This window comes from Alphaproteobacteria bacterium, from assembly GCA_035625915.1.
In the GTDB taxonomy this organism is placed as follows: domain Bacteria; phylum Pseudomonadota; class Alphaproteobacteria; order JACZXZ01; family JACZXZ01; genus DATDHA01.
The window spans coordinates 1-23658 of record DASPOR010000118.1; the positions used below are offsets into that span (position 1 = coordinate 1).

The window sequence follows — 23658 nt, forward strand, 5'->3', positions numbered from 1 at the left end:
TATCCGTGGGTGCGGCCATATCGGCCGATCCGAATGCGGGCACGGTCGCCATCGCCGCCGACGGGTCGATTGCGGAAACGCCCGGCGGCTTCGTGAGCGCGAGCGCACTTGCACTCTCATCGGGGGTGGGGATCGGCACCAGCGGTGCTGCATTCGATATCTCGGCTCGGCATGTGAGTGCCGTGAACATGGGTGTTGGGGGGATCGATATCGCCAATTCCTTGGCGAGTGGTGCGACGGCGACGTTCTCGAATGTCGAGACGATGGCGGGTGACATTACAATTGCGCAGACGGGCGGCAACTTGGCGCTCGGCAATGCGGCGACCGATGTTTCCGGAAATTTGACCGTCGAAGTCGCCGGTGGTGGGAATCTGAGTGCAACCGACCTCACGACCCACGGTGGGGGCGATGTGACGCTCGATGCATCCGCGCACGGCAATATCCTGCTGAACGGAGCCGTCAACGCGACTGGCAGCGTGATTGCCAAGGCGGATGACGACCTGACGCTCATGGGTGCAACCATCGCGTCGGGCGGACAGGTGACATTAGTCGCGGACAATCAGGCGCCGTCGAGCCCGAATATCGGGTCCGGGCAATTCATCGTGAACGGGGTGGCGAGCATCTCAACCGTGTCCGGGGACGGGATCGGCATTTTCACGGCGCGCAGCAGTCAAAATCAAATCGACGGCAGCCTGACGCTCAACGGCATTGCTTTGGCATCACAACCAAAAGTTGCCATATTCGATACTTGGTTTTCGCCCTCGATCGCCTTCGGAAGCTCGCCCTTCACCATATTCTTCAAGGACTCGACCATGAACGCCCCGCCGCCCTCGGTCGAAACACCCGCCACGGCGATGACGGCGCCTTTCACGCTTCCGCCAAGCTTCGAGGACACGTCCGTCCTCACCCAATCCGACGATTTGATCTTCGGACAGAATTCGTTCCCGGTCGCCTTCGGCATTCTCTACGGCCAAGGTGCTAGCAAGCCCGACGGCTTCATGATCCAGGCGAGCAGCTTCGATATCGTGCCCGACAGCTTTTCGACCTTGAGCCGGAAGGTCTTCCTCGATCTGCAAAACCCCGCGACCGAGCTTCAAGGAATTGAGATCGAGGCGGCCACGAAGGCGGACAATGTGCTTGAGCGGGGATATTCCGGCGGTGGGGGTAGCGACGACGCGATCTCGTGCGCCGAGCTCCAATCCGTCCTGCCCGTCCTCAACAGCTCGACGGCAGAGAAGAATTACCAAGAGAGCTGCGAAAGTGCGCGCGCCAACGACGCACCCGAGCTTCGCAACCAGCACTTCTACCGGCCGGTCCTTCGCTGAAGTAGATCGCCCGGCGCGGCCTGTGCCGCATCCGGGAGCGTGATATTGGCAAGAAACTGCCGTGTTGCGTCCGGCCAGGAAAAGGAGAGCGCGTGGGCGCGGCATTCGTCGGCGTTCAATGTCAAGGCGCCCTCGATCGCTTCGGCGAGATTTTCGCGCATGCAGCCGGGACCGTTCGGTCCGACCACGTCGAGCGGTCCCGTGATCGGATAGGATGCGACCGGAAGCCCCGACGCGAGGGCTTCGAGCAGGACCAAGCCGAAGGTGTCGGAAAGGCTCGGGAAGACGAAGACGTCCGCTGCCGCATAGAACGCGGCCAGCGTGTCGTCGTCGACATAGCCCGTATAGCGCGCGTTGGGATATCGGTCCTTGAGCTTCTTGAGCTGCGGCCCCGCACCCACGACGTATTTCGTGCCGGGCAGATCGAGGCGCAAGAAGGCATCGATGTTCTTTTCGACGGCGACCCGCCCTGCATAGAGATAAATCGGCCGGCGGTCGTGAAGGAAATTCTTCGATCGCGGGCGGAAGAGTTCGCCGTCGACCCCGCGCGACCATGGCATGAGATTGGCAAAGCCGCGGCTTGCCAAACGCTCCTTCATCGTTTCAGTCGGCACCATGACCGCGCGCGAGGGCGCATGGAACCGGCGCATGAAGCCGTAACCGATTTCGAGCGTATAGGGCACACGCGCCTCGAGATACTCGGGAAAAGCCGTGTGGTAGGCGGTCGTGAAGGAAAGGCCGTGCTTCAGGCAGTAGCTTCGTGCGGCATTGCCGAGCGGCCCCTCGGTCACGATGTGGACGGCATCGGCCGCGGCGGCGTCGATGCGACGGTTGACTTCGCGTTGGGGAAAGATCGCGAGCGGGATTTCCGGATAGCTCGGGCATGGAATGCAGCGGAAGCCGTCGGGTGAGATCACTGCCGTCCGGTGGCCGAACGCCTCGAGATGCCGGATCGTTTCCTTGAGCGTCCGGACCACGCCATTCACCTGGGGCGGCCAGGCATCGGTGACGAGCAGGATCTTCATCCCGCGTCAGGCCGTGATACCTGGAGGGTGCGCATCGACATGCTCCAAGCGCCGCCCTGTCGATCGTTCGATGTCTGTCATTCGAAGCTCGACCCGCAATATATGGATGCGGTCCACCCATCGACCGCGAATTGTTGAGCGGTTGATACAGGGAGTCCGTGACGGATTGATGACGGCGCGAAAACGATGCGGCATCGCTACTCAGAGAAATCCGGTCGAAAGCCACGGCACGGCGGCGACGACGATCAAGGCCACGATAAGGGCCGCGAGATAGGGCCAAACGCGCCGCATGCTGTCGTCGGGCGAGACTCGGCCGATGGCGCAGGCGGCGTAGAACCCGACCCCGAAGGGTGGTGCGAAGAGGCCGATTCCCATGGCGAGGATGACCACCATCGCGTAGTGCACCTCATGAACGCCAACCGCGCGCGCGACGGGAAAAAGAAGCGGGCCGAACAGCACGATCGCCGGAATGCCTTCGAGCACGCTTCCGAGGATCACGAAGGCGACGACTGTGATCGCGAGGAATCCCGCATGCCCGCCCGGCACACTTGCCATCGTCGTGACGAGCTGACGCGAGAAGCCGGATTGCGTTAGCGCCCAGGCCATCGCGGTCGCGGTGCCGATGATGAGAAGGATCGCGCCCGAAAGCGACGCGGTTTCCACGAGGAGCGGATAGATCCTGCGCAACGGGAACTGGCGATAGACGAAAATGCCGACGACCGCCGTGTAGATGACGCCGACGGTCGAGACCTCCGTCGCAGTCGCCGCCCCTTTGACGACAGCCGCCCGGATCAGGAACGGCAGCACCAAGGCCGGCAGCGAGACCACGAAAGCGCGCAGTACTTCTCGCGCACGTGCCTTACGCACGTGGGTAATGTCCTCGCCCCTCGAGCGGAAATAGCACACCACGACGAGGGCCGCCGCCGCGACGAGGGCCGGGATCAGGCCGCCCGTAAAGAGTGCCGAGATGGAAACGCCGGTCACCGAGCCGATCGTGATGAGGACGAGGCTCGGCGGGATCGTTTCGGCCATGGCGCCAGACGAGGAAAGGAGGGCCACAAGCTCCCCGGGTTCGGCCCCGCGCCGCCTCATCTCCGGAAAGAGGACGGGTGCGACGGCCGCCATGTCGGCCGCCTTCGAGCCGGATATTCCCGAGACGAGATACATCGCCCCGAGCAGCACATAGGCGAGGCCGCCTCGGACATGCCCTAGGAGCGAGGCGAGAAAATCGACGAGCACCTTGGCAAGCCCCGTGATCTCGATGAGCAGGCCGAGGAAGACGAAAAGCGGTACCGACAGCAGCACGAACGTGGTCATGCCCTCGTCCATCCGACCGACCACAGTCAAAAGCGGAACATGGGTCGTGAGTGCGAGATAGGAAAACGTCGCGAGCCCGAATGCGAATGCGATGGGCACGCCCGCCGCGACGCATGCCGCAACGCCGATGACGAAAAACAACACGAGATTGAGATTGCCGAGCGAGATCAGCACGGGCTTGAGGAGCCAAAGCCCCGCCCCGGCCGCCGACAGCAAGACAAGCGCGCCAACCGTATATCGCAGCGTGGAACGTTCGACCAAACGCGAAACGGCGATCACGAGCATAAGCAGAATGCTCACGCCGATCGCAGCCACCCGATAACCGTCGCGGATCTCAAGCGGTGGGGCCGTGATGTCCCATTGAAACAGGAAATATTCGATGGAAGGCGGCAGAATCTGCAAAAGGAAGAGGGCTACCGCGACCGCGGCAAAACTGTCCCACCATCGTCGCCACGAGGCGCCCGCGAAGCCGACGACTGCCGTCAGCCGCATGTGCTCCCGGCGCCGAAGTGCAATCACGGCGCCGATCATGGCAAGCCAAAGGAAGAGGATCGAGGCTAGGCCGTCGGACCAAGTGAGCGGGCGGTTGAAGACGTAGCGGGAAACCACACCGGCGAAGAGTACGGCGATCTCAACCACGACCAAGATCGCTGCGGGCACCTCGGTCAGCCAACCCATGACGGCGTCGAAGCGGGGGAACCGAGCCCCGACCCGCACCTCGGCTCCGACCGCCTGCATTTCGGAAGCGATCGCGGCGGATTCCACAGGGGCGGTGCCGTCGGTCATGGCGCCCGCCCGATCGTCACGGGCGCCATCACGCAAGCTGGCCGACGGACGCCTCGAGGACACCCCAGGCCTCGGCGCCGTATTTGTCCTTCCACTCGGCGTAGAACCCGGCCTTGCGAAGCGCGTCCCGGAAGAGCTGGGCATCGGGGTTATTGAAGGCCATGCCCTTTTGGACGAGCTCGTCCTGCAGCGAATCGTTGAGGGCGCGCACGTCCCCGCGCTCGAGAAGTGCCGCCGCGTTCAAGTTGTGCTCGACGATCTCCCGTAGATTCTGCGGAAGTGCCGTCCACGCCCTCGCGTTGGCGAGGAACCAAAATCCGTCCCACATGTGGTTCGTGACGGAGACGTACCTTTGCACCTCGTAGAATCGGTTCAAGCTGATGAGCGTGAGGGGGTTTTCCTGACCTTCTACAACCTTGGTCTGGAGTGCTGAATAGACTTCGGCGAAATTCATGCTGGTGGGCGATGCGCCAAACGCCTTGAACATCGAGGTCCAGAGCGGACTTACTGGCACCCTGATCTTGAAACCCTTGAGGTCCTCGGGTGTTGCGATTGGGTGCGTGCTCGAGGTGATTTGGCGATAGCCGTTGTCCCACATATTCTCGAAGGCAAAGAGGCCGGATTTCGCAATCGCCGCGCGCACGTGAGCGCCGAGTGCGCCGTCCATTGCGGGCCACACCTGGTCGTAGCTCTTGAATGCAAAACCGATTCCGTTGATCGACGCGACTGGCACGAGCGTGGAAAGGATAAGGCCGGAGAGGATGAAAAACTCCAGAGCGCCGGTGCGGACCTGGGACAACATATCCGTGTCGCCGCCGAGCTGATTGTTGGGGAAGAGCTGGATTTCGATCCGCCCGCTCGTCTCCTCCCGAATTTTCGTCACGGCTTCCCGCAGCCGCACGTTCATCGGATGCGTCTCGACGTTGTTGTCGGCGAGTTTATATGTGAATTCGGCGGCGCTGGCGCGGTGCCTGAGAATCCCGAATGCCGCGATGCCGCCCGTTGCCGCCGCCGCGCGCAAAAGCCTTCGCCGACCGATCTTGCCCGTCATTTGGCCTCCCTCTCGATATTCCTACCGCCCACCGCCCCACCCGCTCCGATATGGCACGGAAAAGGGCGGCGGCGAAAGACTTCCCGATTATATTGCGTAATTATGCCGTACGCCCGCGCCCGAGCGACCGGTACTGGCGCGGCTGGAATGCGCTTGCAGCGCACCGCGAGGTGGCGCGGGATCGTGCCAGGGATGTCGACGTTATGCGTCCGGCCGAGTGCTGCAATCAGTGCTGCAATCAAGGGGGGCTGCTCGAAAGTCTACTTGAGCTGTGCGGCGACCTTCTCGATCCCGGCATTGGCGCAGGCTTCGTCCTTTTCCGCGCCCGGCGAGCCCGAAACGCCAATGGCGCCGATGACCTCGTTGCCGGCCTTGATCGGGACCCCGCCGCCGAGCGCAATCGTGCCGGCGGTATCCTTTAGTCCAGCCACCTCGGGGGTGGTCAGGACGCGGGTGGCCCATTCGGCCGAGGTTCGCTTGAATGTCACCGAGGTAAATGCCTTGCGCCGGGCGGTCGAAAGGGTGTGGGGGCCGCTTCCCTCGTCGCGAATGACGACCTTGTCGAGACCTTCGCGGTCAAGGACCGCGATGCTGACATGGTTGCCGTCCGCGCGGCATTTTTCGAGGGCCCCTTGCGCAATCGCTTGCGCCAGATCAAGCGAGAGCGCTTTCTCGGTAATGACACCTTGTGCGAGTGCTGAGGCAGTGGGAAGGGCGAGCAAAAGCGCCGCAAGGACAAAGCAAACAAGCGAACGAGCACGTGACATCCGATTTCCTCCTCTGACGACGGGTGCGGCCGAGAAGGCGCGTTCCCGAGCGGCCGGATTGTGTCAGGTTCGCCAACCTGGCGCCATCCACGCGGCGGTCAAATCTTGTTGAGCGACCGGCCAGGACGCAAGCCGGCCTTGGGACGCTTACGGGAAAAATCGCACTGGCCCTTCAAAACGAAATCGCTAAAGTACGCGACCTGAGAATATCGCTGAGGGTGGCCGTCTGGCCTCTGGCACCGTGCAAAAATATTCGATTTTCAGCTTGGCTCGGCATGCGCTGACGGGGCACCGCGACTGGCCTCGCGCTTGGCGCGATCCGGAGCCGAAGCCCGCCTACGATGTCGTCATCATCGGCGGTGGAGGACACGGCTTGGCGACGGCCTATTATCTGGCCAAGGAACACGGCGTCACCAAGGTGGCGGTGCTGGAGAAGGGCTGGCTCGGCGGAGGCAATACCGGGCGAAATACCACCATCGTGCGCTCAAACTATCTTCTCCCCGCCAACGCCCATTTCTACGAATGGTCGCTCAAACTGTGGGAAGGTCTCAGCGCCGACCTCAATTACAACGTGATGTTCAGCCAACGCGGAGTGCTCAATCTCGCCCACTCGGACTCCCAGCTCGACAGCTATGCGCGCCGCGGCAACGCCATGCGGCTTCACGGCATCGACGCCGAGCTTCTGACCCGCGAACAGGTGCGCGATTTGGTCCCGCTGCTCGATTGTTCTGAGCGCGCGCGCTTTCCGGTGGCCGGCGGCCTCTTTCAGCCGCGCGGGGGTACGGCGCGCCATGACGCAGTCGCCTGGGGATATGCGCGCGCCGCCGACGCCCGCGGCGTCGATATCATCCAGAATTGCGAGGTCACCGGCATCGAGCGCGAGGGCGGACACATCGTTGCGGTCGAGACCTCGCGGGGGCGTATCAAGGCTGACAAGATCGGCATTGCCGTGGCCGGGCACAGCGGCCATGTTGCGGCGATGGCGGGCATTCGCCTGCCGATTGAATCCCACCTCCTTCAAGCGATGGTGTCGGAGCCGCTCAAGCCGATGCTCGACACGGTCGTCACCTTCGGTGCCGGTCATTTCTATGTCAGCCAATCCGACAAGGGTGAGCTGGTCATGGGTGGCGATCTCGACATGTACAACAGCTACGCCCAGCGCGGGAACTTGCCGGCACTCGAGGAAGTGGCCGCAGGCGGGGCACAGCTTTTCCCGATCATGACCCGGCTAAGGATGATGCGGCATTGGGGTGGGGTGATGGATATGACGATGGACGGCAGCCCGATCATCGGGCCGCTCCCGGTCGGCGGCCTCTATCTCGACGGCGGATGGTGCTATGGCGGCTTCAAGGCGACACCCGGCTCGGGCTGGGTCTTTGCCCACACGATCGCGCAGGATCGGCCCCACCCCCTCTGCGAAGCCTTCTCGCTCGAGCGGTTCGCGCGCGGCGCCACGATCGACGAGAGGGGCGCTGGCCCCACCCCCAATGCCCATTGAGGACACGCTGGCATGCTGCTGATTGAATGCCCCTGGTGCGGCAAGCGCGACCAAACGGAATTCACCTACGGCGGCGATGGCACGCTTTTGCGCCCGGCAAGCACCGCGCCATTGGAGGCATGGCACGACTACGTCTACCTGCGGGATAATCCGCGTGGCCGCCACACGGAACTCTGGCAGCACACGTCGGGCTGCCGCCAGTGGATTCGGGTCGTGCGCGACACCTTGACCCATGAGATTTCCGGATGTTCCCCGGCCAGGTCGCCTTTGGACGATCGGAAGTCATGAGCCAACCGTTCCGCAATGGCCAGGGCGGCCTCATCGATCGTGGGCGCAGCATCGCCTTCACCTTCGACGGTAGGCCCTATGAAGGTCATCCGGGCGACACGCTGGCCTCGGCCCTCTTGGCGAACGGCGTGCAACTCGTCGGGCGCAGCTTCAAGTATCATCGCCCGCGCGGCGTCTATACGGCGGGGCCCGAGGAGCCGAACGCTCTTGTGCGGCTCGGTAGAGGTGCGCGCGCCGAGCCCAATAGCCGCGCGACAATGGTTGAGCTTTTCGACGGCCTTGTCGCGGAAAGCCAGAACCGTTGGCCGAGCCTTGGATTCGATGCCGGCGCGGTGGCCAATCTGCTGTCGCCAATCTTTCCTGCGGGCTTTTACTACAAAACCTTCATGTGGCCCCCGGACCGATGGCCGTTCTACGAAAAATACATCCGCAAGGCGGCGGGCCTCGGCATAACGGCGCGTGAGCCCGATCCGGATCGTTACGAGAAGCGCCACTTTCATTGCGACGTGCTGGTCGTGGGCGGTGGTGCGGCGGGACTTGCGGCCGGACTTGCCGCGGGGCGCGCGGGCGCACGGGTGCTCCTCGCCGACGAGACCGCCGCATGGGGCGGACAGCTCAAACGCGAGCGGATGACAATCGATGGGAAACCAGCCCTCGATTGGGTTGGCCGCACCATTGCCGAATTGCAATCGCTCCCGGAGGTCACGGCCCTTTTGCGGACCACCGCGTTCGGCTATTACGATCACAACCTCGTGGCCCTTGCCGAGCGGGTGTGTGACCACCTCTTGGAGCCGCCACCCTACCAACCGCGCGGCCGGCTGTGGTTCGTCCGCGCGGGGCAAGTCATTATCGCGAGCGGCGCTGTCGAGCGTCCCCTCGTATTCTCCGGCAACGATAAGCCCGGCATTATGCTGGCAAACGCGGCGCGCGCCTACGCCAATCAATTCGCGGTTCGTGCGGGACGTAGTGCCGTCATCTTCACGAATCACGACGACGCCTATCGCAGTGCGCTCGATCTTGCGGACGCGGGCGTTGCGCTCGCCGCCGTGGTTGACGCGCGAGCGGACGCAAGCGGACCCTTGATCGCTCGCGTGCGCGCCAAGGGGATCGAGGTTCTCGCCGGCCATGCCGTGGTCGCCGCAAACGGCGGGCGGCGAATTGCCGGCGTCGATGTGCGCGCACTCGACGGCGGTGGTGCGCCGACCGGCCAGGCGCGTGACATTGCCTGCGACCTGCTCGGCGTGTCGGGCGGATGGAGCCCGAGCGTCCACCTCCACAGCCAGTCGGGCGGCAAGATTGCCTATCGGGAGCCGATCGCCACTTTCGTACCGGATGCGCCCAAGCAGGCAACCCGCTCGGTGGGCGCTGCACGCGGAGTCTTCGGCCTTGCCGCTTGCCTCGCGGACGGCTTCGAAGCAGGCGCTTATGCTGCCCGCGACACTGGGTTCGGCACCGGCGCTGCACCGCCTTCGCCGCGGGCGGACGAGGAACGCGAGGCAGAAATCCGCCCGATCTGGGTCGTCGGCTCGCACGACGGTGCGAAGGGAAAGCGCTTTGTCGATATCCAGGACGATGTCACGGTCGAAGACGTTGGGCTCGCGGCGCGCGAGGGTTATCGCTCGGTCGAGCATCTCAAGCGCTACACGACACTCGGCATGGGTACGGATCAGGGCAAGACGTCCAACGTGAATGGCTTGGCCATCATGGCCGAGCTACGCGGAGAGGCGATACCGGCCGTTGGCGTGACGACGTTCCGTCCGCCCTATACGCCGGTGACGTTCGGCGTCATGGTCGGACGCGAAACCGGCAAGCACTTTGCCGCGACCCGGCGCACGCCCATGCACGATTGGCACGAGGAGCAGGGTGCGGCTTTCGTCGACGCCGGGTTATGGCTCCGCCCGCGCTATTATCCTCGCGCGGGCGAGGATATGCGGGCGGCCTCCGCACGCGAGGCGCGGCACGTCCGCGAGGCGGTCGGTCTCGTCGATGTCGGCACGCTCGGCAAGATCGACGTGCAAGGCCCCGATACCGCCGCATTTCTGAACCGAGTTTATGTCAACGGTTGGAGCACGCTGCCCATCGGCAAGGCCCGTTACGGCCTGATGCTGCGCGAGGACGGAATGGTGTTCGATGACGGCACCACCTCGCGCGTGGGCGAGCACCGCTATTTCATGACCACGACCACCGCGAACGCGGCAAAGGCCCTGAGCCATCTCGAATATTATCTCCAGGTCGTATGGCCGGAGCTCAGGGTCCACGTGACGTCGGTTACCGAGGAATGGGCGGCCATGGCGCTTGCCGGTCCACGAAGCCGTGCCGTACTGGCGAAGCTTGTCGACATCGACGTGGGCGATGGAGCGCTTCCTTATATGGGTGTGGTGGACTGCCGCATCGCAGGCATTCCGGCCCGCGTGTTCCGTATCAGCTTTTCGGGCGAGCTCGCTTACGAAATCAACGTGCCCGCCGATTGGGGCCGTGCCGTGTGGCAGTTGGCGATGGAAACCGGACGCGCCGAGAACATCATCGCCTACGGCACTGAGGCGATGGGAACGTTGCGGGTCGAGAAGGGCCACGTGGCCGGGCCCGAACTCAACGGCCAAACCACGCCCTACGATCTCGGTCTCGGCCATCTGGTCAGTACCAAGAAGGACTTTATCGGCCGCGTCCTTCTTCAACGTCCCGCATTGCAGGATCCGAACCGGATGCGGCTCGCGGGGCTCGTACCCGTCGACGGAAAAACGCGGATCCGCGCCGGCGCGCAAATCGTCGAGTCCGAGGGTGGGAAGGGGCCGGCCGTCGGGCATGTGACGTCGGCCGCGACAAGCCCGACACTCGGCCATCCGATCGCCCTTGGTCTTGTCGAGCGCGGCATGGAGCGCAAGGGCGAGACTCTTTACGCCAGTTATCCATTGCGCGGAGAGGTGGTGCCGGTCCGCGTGAGCGATGCGGTCTTTGTCGATCCCGAAGGGAGACGTCTTCGTGGCTGAACTTCCCGCGCGCCGGTCTGCCCTTGTCGATGTCGTGAAACCCGGCAATTTCGGAACCGTGCCGAGTTCCGGGCCCGGGGTCACGCTCGCCTTGCGCAGCAGCCTTGCCATTATTCAGGTCGCGGTCGAACCTCACCAATTCGACGCGGTGGCAGCCCGCGTCAGCGCCACACTCGATCTTAAATTGCCGCGCGAGCCAAACCGCGCGACCGTCTCCGGAGAACATGCGGCCCTTTGGACGGGGCCGGGGCGGTTTTGGATCGTCGGACCGGATGAGGCCGATCTTGAAGTGGCCCTCGCGCGCGCCCTCGATGGCGTCGGGGCTGCGATAACCGGTCTCGGGCATTCGCGCACCGTAATTCGTTTGACCGGTCAGCGTGTGCGCGATCTCCTCGGCAAGGGGTGCGGGCTTGATTTTCATCCCCGCACGTTCCGTGCCGGTGCGGCGCTGCAAAGCAACTACGAGAAGATCGGCGTTCTACTTCACGCCCTCGATGATGCCCCCACGGTCGATCTCTTCGTCTATCGTGGGTTTGCATTTTCGCTCTGGAATCATCTCGTCGACGGCGCGCTCGAATTCGGCTGCCGCATCGTCGCATGAGCGGGTCGCACGTTCCCGGCTACCGGATCGCGTCGAAGAACGCCGTGCCGCCAAGCGCCTTGAGCGCCCTGCCTGCCGCTTTGCCGATGTCGATGGCGTCAGCGCGCGGACCCGTTTGGGTCGCCCGATGGAGCACGCTGCCGTCCGGCAGGGCGACGAGGGCGCGAAGGGTCAGCATTCCAGTCGAGTCGATCTCCGCGAGGCCCGCGATCGGCGTGCGGCAGGATCCTTGAAGCTCATCGAGCAAAGCGCGCTCGGCGGCGATGCGCGACGCGGTTTCGGCGTGATTGATGGGTTCAAGCCATGCGTGCGCTCCATCGTCTCCAGCACGGATTTCGACGCCAATGGCGCCTTGCCCCGCTGCGGGCAGCATCTCCTCGGGGGTTAGCAGCCTGCGTGCGGCATCCTCGCGCCCGATGCGCCGCAGTCCGGCGAAACCAAGGAGTGTTGCGTCGAACTGCCCTTCCGCAACCTTGCGGATGCGGGTGTCGGCATTGCCGCGTATGGGTCGTACTTTCAGGTTGGGCCAGCGGTTGAGGACCTGCGCCTGACGGCGAAGCGAACTGGTGCCGATTGTCGCGTTCGCGGGCAAGTCGCCGAAATCGGCGGCATTGAACGAAACAAACGCGTCGCGCGGGTCGCCTCGCTCAAGGAAGCAGGCGAGAGCCAGACCATCGGGCAGCCAAGTCGGGATGTCCTTCACCGAATGAACCGCCAAGTCGATGCGTCGCTCGAATAGCGCTTCGTCGATCTCCTTGACGAAAAGACCTTTGCCGCCGATTTCCGCAAGGGATCGGTCCTGAATTTTGTCGCCGGTCGTCTTGATCGGTACGATCTCGACAGCGTGTGGTTCGGCGAGCCGCTTGTGGGCTGCGGCAAGCCTATCGCGCACCTCGTGCGCTTGACGGAGCGCCATTTGGCTGCCCCTGGTGCCGATTCGAAGGATTGGACTGCTCATGGACTCTCTTGCGTCAATCGAGGGCTCATTGATCGTGGAGTTTTCGTTGGGGATCAAGTGGTACTTGGCCCCCGTTCCGGCCGACGGGATGCCTGTTGCGTCGTGCACGGATTCGGGGAAAGCTCATCTGCGGCGAACCATAATGGCTGGCCGAGGAAGGGCCGGCCTCGCGGGGAGGAAAACGATGGAGCTTCAGGCGAGCGGGCTACGCGCCGTCGTTACCGCCGGGGCTGCGGGAATCGGCCGCGCGATCGCCGAGACCCTGATTGCGGCGGGTGCCAAGGTTTATGTCTGCGATGTGTCGGCAAAGGCGCTCGCCAGCTTCTCCGAAGCTAATCCCGCGGCCGGAACCAGCCAAGCGGACGTCTCGAACCTCGCTCAGGTCGATCGCCTCTTCGAGAACGTGGCGCGGGCTTTCGGCGGTCTCGACCTTCTCGTGAACAACGCCGGCATCGCCGGACCGACCGGACACGTAGAGGAGGTTGAACCGGCCGATTGGGATCGGACCCTGGCTGTCAATATCAATGGCCAGTTTTACTGCACACGCAAGGCCGTGCCTCTCCTCAAGCAGGCGGGCGGCGGCTCGATCGTCAATATTTCGTCGGCCGCGGGCAAGTTCGGCTTTCCCCTTCGAACGCCATATGCGGCATCGAAATGGGCCATTATCGGATTTACGCAATCGCTCGCGATCGAGCTGGGGCCGTCCAACATACGGGTCAACGCGATTTTGCCTGGCGTCGTCGAGGGGGAGCGAATCGATCGGGTGATCGAGGCGAAAGCCGCTTCCCTCGACATCACTGAAGACGAAATGCGCAAGCGCATGCTGGACAATGTTTCGATGAAATGCATGGTCAGCGCCCAGGATATCGCGAACATGGTGCTTTTCCTCATCTCACCGGCGGGTCAACGCATTTCCGGACAACCGCTCTCCGTCGACGGCCATCTGACATGCCTGAGCTGAAGTCGATGTCGAAGGAGTCCAGGGGCCGGATTGGCATCGTCGGGGCGGGTCTCATCGGCAGATCGTGGGCAATCGTGTTCGCGCGCGCGGGGCATTCGGTTGCAATCTGGGACGGCAATACCCCGGCTGGCCTTGCCTACAGATCGCCTCAAGGCGCGTGCCGCCTGGCGGGATCGGCGTCTGGCCGCCCTGATCGCCCACAAGCGCGCGCGAGACGAAATCGATCGATAGCTTTCGCTTAAAGAGGAGGACACGAAATGGCCGCGAGCCGCAAAGTCATCATCACCTGCGCCGTCACGGGCTCGATTCACACACCGACAATGTCGCCGCATCTACCGATCACGCCGGACGAAGTGGCGCGCGACGCCATCGCCGCGGCGGAAGCGGGGGCGGCGATTCTGCATCTCCACGCGCGCGATCCGAAGAACGGTCGGCCGACGCCGAGCCCGGATGTATTCATGCAATTCCTTCCCCGCATCAAGCAGCAGTCGAACGCCGTCGTGAACATCACGACCGGCGGCGGCCAAGGCATGACCCTGCAGGAGCGCCTCGCAGCACCGCTCAGGGCCAAGCCGGAAATGTGCTCGCTCAACATGGGCTCGATGAACTTCGGGCTTTATCCGATGCTCAATCGCTACAAGGAATGGAAGTACGAATGGGAGCCGCATCATCTCGAGGCGTCGCGTGACTCTATATTCCGCAATACATTCAAGGATATCGAGCACATTCTAAAGGATTTGGGCGAGGGATGCGGCACGCGCTTCGAGTTCGAGTGCTACGACATCGGCCATCTTTACACTCTCGCGCATTTTCTCGATCGCGGGCTGGTCAAACCGCCACTCTTCGTGCAGACGATCTTCGGCATCCTCGGCGGCATCGGGGCCGATCCCGAGAATCTCATGCACATGCGCCGCATCGCCGACAAGCTGTTCGGAAATGCCTATCACTGGTCGATCCTAGCCGCGGGCCGTCACCAGATGAATTTCATCACCATCGGCGCCATCATGGGCGGCAATGTACGCGTCGGGCTCGAGGACAGCCTTTACATCGGCAAAGGCAAGCTAGCCGAGAGCAACGCGGACCAGGTTGCAAAGATCAAACGCATCGTTGAGGAACTTTCCCTCGAAGTGGCGACACCCGACGAAGCGCGGCGTATGCTGGCGCTCAAGGGTGGGGATCAGGTCGCGTTTTGAGGTGAGCGCTCACAAGCCGAGATAGATGCGCCGCACTTGCGGATCATTGGCAAGCTGGCTCGCCGGGCCTTCAAGCACCGTACGTCCGGTTTGCAGGACATAACCGTAGTCCGCGACCTCGAGCGCCAGATGGATCGATTGCTCGGCAAGCAGCAGCGTCAACCCGCCGTCGTGCAGGCGGTCGAGCGTCTCGTAGAGCGTCTCGACGATCGCCGGGGCGAGACCGAGGCTCGGTTCGTCCAGCAGTAGGATACTCGGCTCGCTCATAAGTGCGCGCCCAAGGGCCAGCATCTGCCGCTCGCCGCCCGAAAGCGTTCCGGCACGCTGCTTGCGGCGCTCCTTGAGGCGAGGGAAGAGCTCGTAGACACGCTCGAGAATGGCAGGACCGCGGCGCTTGTCTTGAAGCGAGGTCGTCCCGAGCCTCAGATTCTGTTCGACCGTCTGCGCGGTGAAAAGCCGCCAACCTTCCGGCGAGAGCGCCATTCTCTTGCGCACGATGGCGAAAGCAGGCTCGCCCGCAATACTTTCCCCGCGCCACTCGATCTTGCCCCTTGTGGCCGCCACGAGGCCCGCGATCGCGTTGAGCGTCGTGGTTTTGCCCGCACCGTTCGAGCCGAGAAGCGCTACGATCGTGCCCGATCTCACTTCGAGCGATACGTCAGCCACCCCTACCAAATCCCCATAGCGGACCTCGAGATGCTCGACCTTGAGAAAGTCCACTGGAGGTGCGGTCAAACGATACCCCCTTCTCGGCTTCGGCGCGCGTGCGAATGACCGAGATAGGCGTCGATCACCACCGGGTCGTTGACGACGTCTCTGGGGGCGCCTTGTGCGATCACGTGGCCTTGGTTGAAGACCACGACGCGATTCGCGAGCGTCAGAATCACATCCATGATGTGCTCAACGATGACAAGCGTCACGCCGGTGCGGTGAATGGCGCGCACGAGCTCGATTGCCCGCTGGATCTCCGTTGGATTGAGGCCGGCGAGCGCTTCGTCGAGCAGAATAAGACGCGGTTCCGTCGCCATCGCGCGTGCGAGCTCGAGGCGCTTGCGGCCTGGTGTTCCGAGATTGCCCGCGCGCCGCTCGGCCTTATCGGCGAGGCCGGTTAATTCGAGGACTTGCCGTGCTGCCCGGCGGGCAATCGCCGCATTCGAATGACGCAAAAAAGCACCGACCATCACGTTTTCGAGAACGGTCAGGTCCGCGAACGTCGCGGGGACTTGAAACGTGCGCGCGATTCCGCTCCGCGCATGCATCTCGGGCGTTGCCCTCGTCACATCGACCGTATCGAAGGTTACACGGCCGGCGGTCGGTGTAAGGTCGCCGGCCAGGCAATTGAAGAAGGTCGATTTCCCGGCGCCGTTCGGCCCGATCAACCCGACGATTTCGCCCTCCGCCACCTCGAATGTAGCACCCGAGACGGCGAGGAAGCCGTCGAATGCCATCGTGATGTCGTTGGCCTCAAGCAGCATGGGCGCCTCCCGCATCGGCTTCGGCCCCTGCCGCGCGAGCCCGAACGCGTGCCCTGATACGCTCCGACATCTGAATGAGGCCCCCCGGTTCGAACCGTGCGATCAGGAGGATGATGCCGCCATAAAACACATAGGTCAGGCCCGTCCCTCCGCCGCCGAATATCGAGTTCATTGTGGTCTGCAGAGGCACCAGGATTGTGGCGCCCAAAAGCGGGCCGAGCAGGCGCCCGGCGCCGCCGAGGGCCGCCATGATCACCATATTGACCGAGACGAGGATCGCCAGCCCGCTGTTCGGATCGACGAAGCCGAACTTCGCCGCATAAAGCGAACCCGCGAGGGATGTGAAGCCGGCACTTACCATAAGTGCTAAGAGCTTGTAGCGGCTGACCGGCACGCCCAGGCTTCGGGCCGCGCGCTCATTGGCGCGGATCGCGCGGAGGTAATAGCCGAAACGGCTCCGTTCCATCCACCGCGTGATGGCGAGGAGAATCGCGAGCACGCTCAGGAAAATATAGTAATAAGGAACCGAGCTTCGAAACACGAGGTCCCACCACCCACGCGCCGTGGGCGGTCCCATGAGCCCGATCGAGGCCCCAAGGAAGTCCCAGTTGCCGACGAGGATGCGGATCAGTTCGGCGACTGCGATGGTTGCCATGCTGAAATAATGTCCGGATAGCCTGAATGTGGGCACGCCGATTCCCACCGCGATAATTACGCCGACTGCAATGCCCGCGGGAAAGCCCAGAATCGGGCTTACCCCCCAAAGCTTATAAAACAGAAGCGGCATATAGGCTCCGGCGCCAAAGAAAACGGCATGCCCGACCGAGACCTGCCCCGCATAGCCGCCAATCAGGTTCCACGCAGAGGCCGCAATCGCCGAGAGGATGACCAATGCCGCAAGCTGCTCGTAATACGCACCGGTGAAGACAAGCGGGAATCCGAGCAGCGCGATCGTCAGCGCCGACCACCCGATTGCCCGGCCCCGAAACATCTAGGCCTTCCCCATGAGGCCATGAGGCCGCACCCATAAGACAACGACGAAAAGCCCATAAACGAACACGTCCTGATAGACGGGGCCAAAATAATACGCGGACAAGGATTCAATGAGTCCGATGACGAGACCGGCAATCATCGCACCCGGCACGCTTCCGAACCCGCCGAGGGTCACGACGACAAAGGCGATCAGTGCGAGGGACTCGCCGACTGTCGGCGAAATCGGAAAGAACGTGGCGATCAAAGCGCCCGCGATTCCCGCGGAGGCGCCTGCGAGTCCCCATGCAATCGCTTGCATGCGGTCTGGGCGGATTCCCATCAGCATGGCCGCATCGCGATCTTCGGCGACCGCCAGGATCTGACTGCCGACCGCTGTACGCGTCAGAAGTACGTGCATGCCGATCGTCAGTGCGAGTGCGACGATACCGGCGAGAAGCTTGGGCGCGCTGAGAAGGATTCCGCCGAGATTGAAGCCGGGTCCGACCAACCCTTCGGGAAGTGTCACGAAATTCGCGCTGAATGCCCAGAACGCCGCATAGCGAAGCAGGAGCAGAAGTCCGAAGGTTGCAAGAATCTGCGCGAGCATCGGTCCTCGGATGACATGCCGGATCAGAGCCATGTACACGACGATGCCGAGAATGAAGAGGAGTATGGCTGCGAGTGCGGTGAAACTCAGCGGACCGGCACCGACAAGCGTGAAGGCCCAAAACGCGACATACATGCCGAGCATGACGAACTCGCCGTGGGCGAAGTTGATCACGTTCATCATGCCCCAGACGAGGGTGAGTCCCGATGAGAAGAGCGCATAGACGGCCCCAATCAAAAGGCCGCCGACGATCACTTGAAGGAGGATCAAGACGCTGTCATCCGGGCCGTTCTAGTTCCAGCCCTTGAAGGGATATTCGAATTGACGCTGCGCCGACTTTCCCGGCCACACGGCCACGTAATTTTCGCCGAAGAGCTGGATCAAATAGGTCGCCGCGAGCGTATTCTGTCCAGTGTCGTCGAACTTCACCCCGCGATAGCCCATCATGAGCTGATCGGCCTTGAGGTCCGTTGCCCGCAGCGCATTTTGAATCGCCGTGGGATCGGTCGAGCCCGCACGATTAATCGCATCGAACAATACGAACGCCGCTTGCATGTCGCGCGCACTCGTATCGTCCATGTCATGACCTGTCTTGGCTTTGAACATGTCGTTGATGCGCTGCGTCGTGCTATCCTTCGGGCCGATATCCCACGCACTTCGGTTGATCGCCCCTTGCGCGATATTGCCTACAGCCTTAATGAATGCAGGATCGGAGAATCCAGAATCGTCCCCAATGACCAGCTTGGGCAAGTAGTCGAGACTCTTCATTGTCTTCATGTAAAGAATCGAATCGGCGGTATAGCTGATGAAGATCACGGCATCCGGGTTCTTCTCCTTGAGCTGAAGCACCTGGGGCGAGACGTCGGCACCGTTCGCGTTATAAGCGATGTCGGCGACGATATTGACGCCGTGCCGCTTCGCGGCATCACGCACCGTTCCGGCGACGGACGTGCCGTAGTCGGTATTCTCGTACACGACGGCGATGTTGCCTGCCGGGTGGCCGGCCTTCTTGAGCTCGTCCAGGAAATCCATGTAGACGTTGGCAAAGTCGGTCGCCACAGGGGTCGTTCGGAAAACCCACTTGAATCCGCGGCCGGTGATGTTCGCCGCGACCGAGTCGCCAACGACGAATGGGACGCCATAGCGCTCTGCGACCGCGGTTGCCGTGAAGCTCACGTTCGACTGGTAACTCCCGATGAGTGCCACGACATGCTCCTGGGTGATCAGTCGGAGCGCCTGATTCTGACCTTCAGACGGGTTGCCCTGGTGATCGGCGACAACGAGTTGGATTTTGGCGCCACCCAAGTTCGGTAGGCCGGCGGTGGCGGCGAGCGGAAGGTTCGTCAATTCGGGGTGCGGATTGTTGACGATCTCGGCGGCAAGCTCGATCGCCGCCTTGGCGGATTGACCGGCACTCGCGGAGTTTCCGCTGAGCGGCATGAGGACGCCGACCTTGACCGCATCCTGTGCGGTTGAAACCGTGGCGACCCCCATTCCCGCCAGGAGAAGGGCTGCTATCATTAGCTTCTTCATGTTTTTCCCCCGCATTCGCACTCGTCCAGGCCCGACGACTGCGGTATCAGCCCACGAACTATGATGCCTTCGGGCCTGGGCCTTGGCAAACGTGTTCGCCACATCTGGGGGCGAGGTCGTGAGCGAATTTCGGATTCAAAGCACGATTGTGCGTTGCGTCTGACAAACGATTCCGGACTTCTCCATTCGTGTGGATGCCCGGGTCAAGCCCGGGCATGACGGTTATGGTTTGTCTTGCGCAGAGCCCGGTCCGCCAAAATCTAAATCGGACAGCCCCGAACCTCTCCCATTGTCATGCCCGGGCTGAACACTTGACCCGGGCATCCACGTGCTTTTGCCCAATCGCTGAAAGACGTGGATGGCCGGCCCTCGGCGTTCGGCCGGTAAGACGACCCAAATAGGAATTGGGGGCCTGAACGAGAGCCCTAATTTAACCGCCAGCGCGAAGTGCAGCCGTGCGCCTCGGGTCGACCCTTCCTTCGTCGGTAAGTGCTACGCGGTAAACGCTCTCGGCTGTTTTGCGATCAATGAGGCCATCGGCGACGTCCTCGGCGACATGCTCTGGGTTTCGCTTTTCGGGTGCGCCAAAGCCGCCCCCGCCTGGAAGCTCGAGCCGGATACGGTCGCGACTGGGCACGGTCTGTCGACCCTTGGGACGGATGGGCCGGCCCGAAGCAAGACTGACCGAACCGGAAGCGCCCTGTTTGCCGCCATCTCGACCGCGCGCGGGATTCCGCACGCGCTCGAAATTGCACAGCAGACTAATGGGCATGCCGCCCGCACCACCGAGCTCGATAACCTGGCCGAGCCCGCCGCGGTGAGCACCGGCCCCGCCGGACCCTTCGCGGAACTCTCGCCGCCAGAACACGATGGGTGCAACGGTCTCCGTCGCCTCAACGGGAATCGTACGCACCCCGCTTGGGAAGGCGGTAACGTTAAGGCCGTCCTTGGCCGGCCGCGCGCCCGATCCGCCACAGTGGAAGATCACTGTTGAAAACTGGGGCAAAGTCGAGGGATCGACGCCGTCGTCGATTTGGTCGACCATAGAGCCACCGCCATAGATTTGCGGATTCCAGAGCGACGAGGCCCCTTCAGCGGGAACACCACCCTTGATCACTTGATGGAGGCACCCGAACATCACGTCGGGCAACATATGGCCGACCGTGTGGCGTGCTGCCACCGCCCACGGACGCTTGACATTGAGCACCGATCCCTCGGGTGCGGAGACGGTGATCGTTCCGAGCGAGCCCGCATTATTCGGCACGTCGGGTGCGACGAGGCACCGCACGCCGAAGGCCGTGTAAGCCGTCGTGTAATTGAGCACGACATTGATACCGTAAGAGCTCGCGAGTGAAGTTCCTTCGTAGTCGACATGAATCCCGTCGTAACCGATCGTCATGGCGGCGGCGAGGGTCAGCGGCTTGTCGTAGCCGTCCATCGTCAGACTGTTTCGATAAACACCGGGCTTCAGATTGCGGATCGCATTGAGGGTCGCCTGCCGCGATGCCTCGATGATCTGGTCGCCAAGCGTTTCGACGTCGGCAAGCTCGAATTCGTTCATCATCTCGACGAGACGCCGTGCGCCGTCCTCGTTGCATGCCGCGCAAGCGAAGATGTCGCCCTCGACCTGGAACGGCTCCCGCACGTTGGCGCGGACGATGCGAAGGAGGTCCTCGTTGAATCGGCCTTCCTTCGCGAGGGGCATGATCGGGATCGCCAAACCCTCCTCGTAGACCTGGCGCCCATCGGGGCCCATCCCAAGGCCGCCGATATCGACGACGTGAATGGTATTGGCGAAGAGCGCGATCGGCCGGCCATTCTTGAAGGCAGGCGTTACGACCGTGATGTCGTGGAGATGTCCCGAGGTGAGCCAGGGATCGTTGGTGATGTAATGATCGCCCGGCTGCATCTTGTCGATCGGATAGACGTCGAGGAAATGCTTGACGCCGGTGGCCATCGAGTTGACATGGCCCGGCGTGCCGGTGATGGCCTGCGCGAGCATGCGGCCCTGGCGGTCGAAGACGCCTGCGGAAAGATCGCCTGCCTCGCGCACGGATGTCGAGAAGGCCGTGCGCATCAGCGTTTGCGCCTGCTCCTCGACGACCGCGATGAGCCGGCTCCACATGATCTGCATGTGGATTTGCGAGAGTGCGGTATTGGATTTCGCGACCATGGAAAAACCTACCCTGTACGGCGAGTGAGTTCAATGTAGCCGAACCCGTCGACCCGCGCGTCGAACACCGGGCTTACGACCGTGGATGTCTCGTCTTCCTCGATCACAGCCGGACCGGGAACGGTCCAGCCGGGTTTCATCGACTCTCGGCGATAGAACGGTACCTCCTGATATTCCCCGGAAGCAGGATCGAAGACCTTGCGTCGCGAAATCGGGCTGGGCGATCCCGCCTGAGCCTTGGACGGAGTCTCGCGGACCTCGTCGATGGGGGCGCTGACGACCGTGACCCAGCTCAAGATCTCGACTTCGACCCCGGGGATGGCCCGGCTGTAGAGCTGCCGATAGGCCTCCTCGAATGCAGCGAGCAGGACCGGTTTGTCGTCCGCGTTGAAATCGCGCGCGGGAAGCGGCACGGAAATCTCGTGGCCTTGGCCGCGATAGCGCATGAAGGCAGCGCGACGCTCTTCGAGCTTTGCTTTCGTTCCCGCGCCCTGCCGCACGATCGCCTCAGCTTCGGCGCGCATCTCCGCGAGAATGCGATTGGCGAGGCCGGCGTCGAAGGTACCGAGGCGCTGGATGTGGCTTCTCACGATCTCGTAGGCGATGGGTGCGCGCAGGAATCCGACAGCGGAGCCCACACCGGCGCTCGTCGGCACGAGCACGCGCTTCAGCCCGAGCTTTTCCGCAACCCGCGCGGCATGAAGCGGAGCCGCACCGCCGAATGCAATGAGCGTACGGTCAGCCACGTTCTTTCCGCTCTCGATCGTATGCACGCGAGCGGCGTTCGACATGTTTTCGTCAACCATCTCGCTGACGCCGAGGGCGGCGAACTCGGTGGCAAGGCCGAGCTTTTCGCCGACGTGGTGCACCACGGCGGCCTCCGCACCGGGTTGGTCGAGGTTCATTTTGCCGCCCGCGAATGCGCCAGGGTCGATGCGCCCGAGGAGCAGGTCCGCATCCGTCACGGTCGGCTCACTGCCGCCCCGCCCATAGCATGCGGGTCCCGGCTCCGAGCCTGCGCTGTCGGGCCCGACCGCGATGCGCCCCATCGCGTCGACGCGCGCGATCGACCCGCCGCCAGCACCGATCTCCACCATCTCGATCACCGGAATCCGGAGCGGGATGCCCGACCCCTTCTTGAAGCGATAGATGCGTGCAACCTCGAAAAGGCGATTTGTCTGGGGCTTGGCGTTGTCGATCAGGCAAATCTTGGCGGTCGTCCCGCCCATGTCGAACGAGATGACCTTGTCGAGGTTGCAGAGATTCGCGATGTGGCTCGCAAAGATTGCCCCACCCGCGGGACCCGATTCAACGAGCCGGACGGGGAATCGAATTGCGGTCTCGACAGTCGTGAGACCTCCACCCGATGACATGAGGAAAAGCGGGCAACGAAACCCCTTTGCCCTCAACCCGTCCTCGAGCTTGCGAAGGTACCGTCCCATTAGCGGCTGCACATATGCATTGGCGCAAGCCGTCGAGAAACGTTCATATTCGCGCATCTCCGGTGAGACCTCGGAGGAGAGCGTCACGGTGACGCCGGGCAGGCGCTTTGCGATGGCGTCGCGCACGCGGCGCTCGTGTACCGGATTCGTGAAGCTGTGCAGAAAGCCGACTGCAATGCTTTTGATGCCCTGTTGCTCGATTTTCTCGAGCGCGCTTGAGAGCGAGGCTTCGTCGAGGGGCGCAAGAATATTGCCCTGAGCATCGATGCGCTCCTTCACCCCATGGCGCCAGCGACGCGGGACGAGCGGGGGCGGGAGATCGATGTTCACGTCGTATTGCTCGAAGCGGTTTTCGTGCCGTATTTCGATCACGTCGCGAAAACCCTCGGTTGTGATGAGGGCGGTCGGCGGGCCTTTGCGCTCGATCAGGGCGTTGGTCGCAAGTGTCGTCCCGTGGATGATGACACCGAGTGCGGCAGGCGCAAGTTTGGCTTCGGCCAGCGCCAAGCGCACGGCCTCGAGGACACCTTCCTCGGGGGCCTGCGTCGTCGTAAGGATTTTACTGGTGTAGCGCTTGCCGGCGACCTCGAGGGCGACGTCGGTGAAAGTGCCGCCGATATCCACGCCAAGTCGCGCGCCGTCTTTCGCATCCATCAAGCCCTGCCCTCCGCCGGACGCGGAAGGCCGCCCGTCCGGCTC

19 protein-coding genes and 1 pseudogene are annotated in these 23658 nt (G+C 62.9%); 8 read left to right on the plus strand and 12 right to left on the minus strand.

Annotated features, from left to right (window positions below):
- The coding region (locus VEJ16_09605) for a hypothetical protein (protein HYB09915.1) at positions 1-1325 on the plus strand (1325 nt) is incomplete at its 5' end.
- On the opposite strand, the gene VEJ16_09610 is transcribed toward VEJ16_09605, so the two are convergent.
- From VEJ16_09610 to VEJ16_09625, 4 genes are all read right to left on the minus strand, one after another.
- On the minus strand, positions 1304-2350 hold the full coding sequence (locus tag VEJ16_09610) for a glycosyltransferase family 1 protein (protein HYB09916.1): 1047 nt from the start codon (positions 2348-2350) through the stop codon (positions 1304-1306). The genes VEJ16_09605 and VEJ16_09610 overlap by 22 nt on opposite strands.
- A gap of 201 nt (positions 2351-2551) precedes the next feature.
- Positions 2552-4405 (minus strand): TRAP transporter large permease subunit, encoded by a 1854-nt coding sequence (locus VEJ16_09615; protein ID HYB09917.1) that lies wholly within the window; start codon positions 4403-4405, stop codon positions 2552-2554.
- Positions 4406-4481: 76 nt separating this feature from the next.
- On the minus strand, positions 4482-5504 hold the full coding sequence (locus VEJ16_09620; GenBank protein HYB09918.1) for a TRAP transporter substrate-binding protein: 1023 nt from the start codon (positions 5502-5504) through the stop codon (positions 4482-4484).
- Between the two features lie 260 nt (positions 5505-5764).
- Positions 5765-6271, minus strand: coding sequence for a heme-binding protein (locus VEJ16_09625; protein ID HYB09919.1), 507 nt, complete (start codon positions 6269-6271; stop codon positions 5765-5767).
- 241 nt (positions 6272-6512) lie between these two features.
- On the opposite strand from VEJ16_09625, the gene VEJ16_09630 reads away from it, so the two are divergent.
- From VEJ16_09630 to VEJ16_09645, 4 genes are read left to right on the plus strand one after another with little or no spacing between them, the layout of a single operon-like run.
- Positions 6513-7769, plus strand: a complete 1257-nt coding sequence (locus tag VEJ16_09630; GenBank protein HYB09920.1) for a sarcosine oxidase subunit beta family protein — start codon at positions 6513-6515, stop codon at positions 7767-7769.
- Between the two features lie 12 nt (positions 7770-7781).
- Entirely contained in the window at positions 7782-8057 is a 276-nt protein-coding gene (locus VEJ16_09635; protein ID HYB09921.1) for a sarcosine oxidase subunit delta, read from the plus strand.
- Positions 8054-11044, plus strand: a complete 2991-nt coding sequence (locus VEJ16_09640; GenBank protein ID HYB09922.1) for a sarcosine oxidase subunit alpha family protein — start codon at positions 8054-8056, stop codon at positions 11042-11044. Before VEJ16_09635 ends, VEJ16_09640 begins: the two co-directional genes overlap by 4 nt.
- The gene (locus VEJ16_09645; protein ID HYB09923.1) at positions 11037-11645 is read left to right on the plus strand and encodes a sarcosine oxidase subunit gamma family protein; all 609 of its coding nucleotides are present in this window, start codon (positions 11037-11039) and stop codon (positions 11643-11645) included. Before VEJ16_09640 ends, VEJ16_09645 begins: the two co-directional genes overlap by 8 nt.
- 19 nt (positions 11646-11664) lie before the next feature.
- On the opposite strand, the gene hemC is transcribed toward VEJ16_09645, so the two are convergent.
- Positions 11665-12603, minus strand: a complete 939-nt coding sequence (hemC, locus tag VEJ16_09650) for a hydroxymethylbilane synthase (GenBank protein HYB09924.1) — start codon at positions 12601-12603, stop codon at positions 11665-11667.
- Between the two features lie 184 nt (positions 12604-12787).
- Between hemC and VEJ16_09655 the strand changes: the two genes are divergently transcribed.
- The 3 genes and pseudogenes from VEJ16_09655 to VEJ16_09665 all read left to right on the plus strand — a co-directional run bounded on the left by VEJ16_09655 (position 12788) and on the right by VEJ16_09665 (position 14757).
- The gene (locus VEJ16_09655; GenBank protein ID HYB09925.1) at positions 12788-13564 is read left to right on the plus strand and encodes an SDR family oxidoreductase; all 777 of its coding nucleotides are present in this window, start codon (positions 12788-12790) and stop codon (positions 13562-13564) included.
- 5 nt (positions 13565-13569) lie between these two features.
- Positions 13570-13677: pseudogene (locus VEJ16_09660) on the plus strand (3-hydroxyacyl-CoA dehydrogenase NAD-binding domain-containing protein).
- A 144-nt stretch (positions 13678-13821) separates the two neighbouring features.
- Complete coding sequence (locus VEJ16_09665; GenBank protein HYB09926.1) at positions 13822-14757, plus strand: 3-keto-5-aminohexanoate cleavage protein; 936 nt, start codon at positions 13822-13824, stop codon at positions 14755-14757.
- Positions 14758-14766: 9 nt separating this feature from the next.
- Here VEJ16_09665 and VEJ16_09670 read toward each other — a convergent pair whose 3' ends face one another.
- The 7 genes from VEJ16_09670 to VEJ16_09700 all read right to left on the minus strand — a co-directional run bounded on the left by VEJ16_09670 (position 14767) and on the right by VEJ16_09700 (position 23613).
- Positions 14767-15492: an ABC transporter ATP-binding protein gene (locus VEJ16_09670; GenBank protein ID HYB09927.1), complete on the minus strand. Its 726-nt coding sequence runs from the start codon at positions 15490-15492 to the stop codon at positions 14767-14769.
- Positions 15489-16232 (minus strand): ABC transporter ATP-binding protein, encoded by a 744-nt coding sequence (locus tag VEJ16_09675; protein HYB09928.1) that lies wholly within the window; start codon positions 16230-16232, stop codon positions 15489-15491. Before VEJ16_09675 ends, VEJ16_09670 begins: the two co-directional genes overlap by 4 nt.
- Positions 16222-17223, minus strand: coding sequence for a branched-chain amino acid ABC transporter permease (locus VEJ16_09680; GenBank protein ID HYB09929.1), 1002 nt, complete (start codon positions 17221-17223; stop codon positions 16222-16224). Before VEJ16_09680 ends, VEJ16_09675 begins: the two co-directional genes overlap by 11 nt.
- Positions 17224-18081, minus strand: coding sequence for a branched-chain amino acid ABC transporter permease (locus tag VEJ16_09685; protein ID HYB09930.1), 858 nt, complete (start codon positions 18079-18081; stop codon positions 17224-17226).
- Positions 18082-18102: 21 nt separating this feature from the next.
- Positions 18103-19344, minus strand: a complete 1242-nt coding sequence (locus VEJ16_09690) for an ABC transporter substrate-binding protein (protein HYB09931.1) — start codon at positions 19342-19344, stop codon at positions 18103-18105.
- Between the two features lie 430 nt (positions 19345-19774).
- Positions 19775-21517 (minus strand): hydantoinase B/oxoprolinase family protein, encoded by a 1743-nt coding sequence (locus tag VEJ16_09695; GenBank protein HYB09932.1) that lies wholly within the window; start codon positions 21515-21517, stop codon positions 19775-19777.
- Positions 21518-21525: 8 nt separating this feature from the next.
- Complete coding sequence (locus VEJ16_09700) at positions 21526-23613, minus strand: hydantoinase/oxoprolinase family protein (GenBank protein HYB09933.1); 2088 nt, start codon at positions 23611-23613, stop codon at positions 21526-21528.
- Positions 23614-23658: the final 45 nt, after the last annotated feature.